Source organism: Mesorhizobium sp. ArgA1, assembly GCF_053714375.1.
The window spans coordinates 1-1,797 of sequence record NZ_JBSKBQ010000083.1 but is presented as its reverse complement, the minus strand read 5'-3'; the positions used below and the strand labels follow the sequence as shown (position 1 = coordinate 1,797).

The window sequence follows — 1,797 nt, the reverse complement described above, 5'->3', positions numbered from 1 at the left end:
AGCTCGACTTTGTACGTTTTGGTCATGTCCAGGTCCAGAAGAGGCTGTTGGTTGCGATGAGGTTGAGCGCCTGATCGAGGGGCAGGACACAGCCGCCCATATCGTCGATGTCTTCCCATTTTCTGCGGTGTGACCAGTAGGCGATCCTGACCTCATCGCCTTTGCCGGTCTGCTTGAGACGGGCGATCGGCGCCTCGGTTGCCAGCAGATAAAGGTGGTAGGCACCTTTGTCCTTGTAACAGCCAACGCCGCCACCATTGGCCTGATCGAACGCTTCGATGCGCAGGGCCATATTGTCCTTTTCCATTGTGCAGTCATAGCTGCCGCGGGCCCGGGCAGGCCTGATTCACTTCGCCGCAGGGTCATTGCCTTGCAACATGTGCTGGCCGGGATTCGAAGCATGGGATGCTGCACCATTCCAGCGCCGCTGTCGGCGATACCGTTCCCCAGATCCTGCGCCAGTGGCTCCAAGCGTTGCGCACCTGCTTCACAGCGCCTAGTTGGGAACATGTCCTTGTTCTGGTCATGGGAGCTTTGCTGGCGCCGGGCAAGCGGACCGTCAGTTCCTGCCTGCGCATGACTGGCCGGGCCGAGGCCGCCAACTTTGCAAGCTACCACCAGGTCCTCAACCGAGCCTGCTGGAGCCCCCGTGCCGTTGCCAGGCGATTGCTGGGCCTTGTGGTCGAACGGCTCGTGCCGGATGGACCCATCGTCATTGGCATGGACGACACCATCGAACGCCGATGGGGACGCCGGATCAGCGCACGGGGCATCTACCGGGATCCAGTGCGCTCCAGCCATGGCCATTTCGTCAAAGCCAGTGGCCTGCGCTGGTTGAGCTTCATGGTGCTGACCCCGGCGCCATGGACGAGCCTGGTAAAGGCCTTGCCCGTCTTGACCCTGCTTGCCCCGTCCGAGCGATCCGACCATCAACGCGGGCGGCGCCACAAGCTGCTGACCGACTGGGCGCGGCAGGGCGCACTGCAACTCTGTCGCTGGCTGCCAGGGCGCCGCATCATCTTCGTGGGCGACAGCAGCTTTGCCGTCCATGAACTGGCCCATGCCATCACTGGCAGGGCAACGCTCATCAGCCGGCTGCGACTGGATGCCAACCTGTTTGCGCCACCGCCAAAGCGGACCACGCGCACCCTCGGCAGGCCAGCGCAAAAAGGTCCGGCGCTACCAAAGCTCAAGACACTCCTGTCCAACCCTGCCACGATCTGGGCAAGGATCATCGTGTCCGCCTGGTACGGCCATGTCGACGGCAAAACGCTCGAGATCACATCTGATACCGCCTTGTGGTACAGGCCCGGTACCCCGGTAATGCCGCTCCGCTGGGTGCTGGTCCGGGATCCCGATGGCAAACGCCCTCCTCAAGCCTTCTTCAGCACGGACATCACTCTCGAGCCCGCCGACATCATCGCCCTGTTCGTCCGCCGCTGGCAGATCGAGGTCACGTTCGCCGAGACCCGTGCCCACCTTGGCGTTGAGACCCAGCGGCAATGGTCTGACAAAGCCATTGCGCGAACCACCCCAGCATTGCTTGGGCTCTACAGCCTCGTATCGCTATGGGCCTGCGATCTGCTCACCACCACCACCACCCCATACGCAGCAGCGTGGTACCGAAAAACCAGCCTGACGTTCAGCGATGCCATCGGCGCCGTCCGCCTCGCAATCTGGATCGGCGACATTAATCAACACTCCCCGCCAAACCGGGAACCAGAGAATATCCCGCCAGAGCGCATCCTGCGAATGGCGCAAGCCCTGTGCTTCACCACCTAAACGTACAAAGTCGAG

The 1,797-nt window shown here is 62.2% G+C and carries 2 protein-coding genes; one reads left to right on the top strand and one right to left on the bottom strand.

The features are described from left to right. Nucleotides 1-22 precede the first annotated feature (22 nt). A complete protein-coding gene (locus ACWGTI_RS32360; protein WP_454590642.1) occupies nucleotides 23-292 on the bottom strand; it encodes a hypothetical protein in 270 nt (89 codons plus the stop codon). 113 nt (nucleotides 293-405) lie between these two features. Here ACWGTI_RS32360 and ACWGTI_RS32355 point away from each other — a divergent pair, with 113 nt between their 5' ends. Then, nucleotides 406-1,782, top strand: a complete 1,377-nt coding sequence (locus tag ACWGTI_RS32355) for an IS701 family transposase (protein ID WP_454590641.1) — start codon at nucleotides 406-408, stop codon at nucleotides 1,780-1,782. Nucleotides 1,783-1,797: the final 15 nt, after the last annotated feature.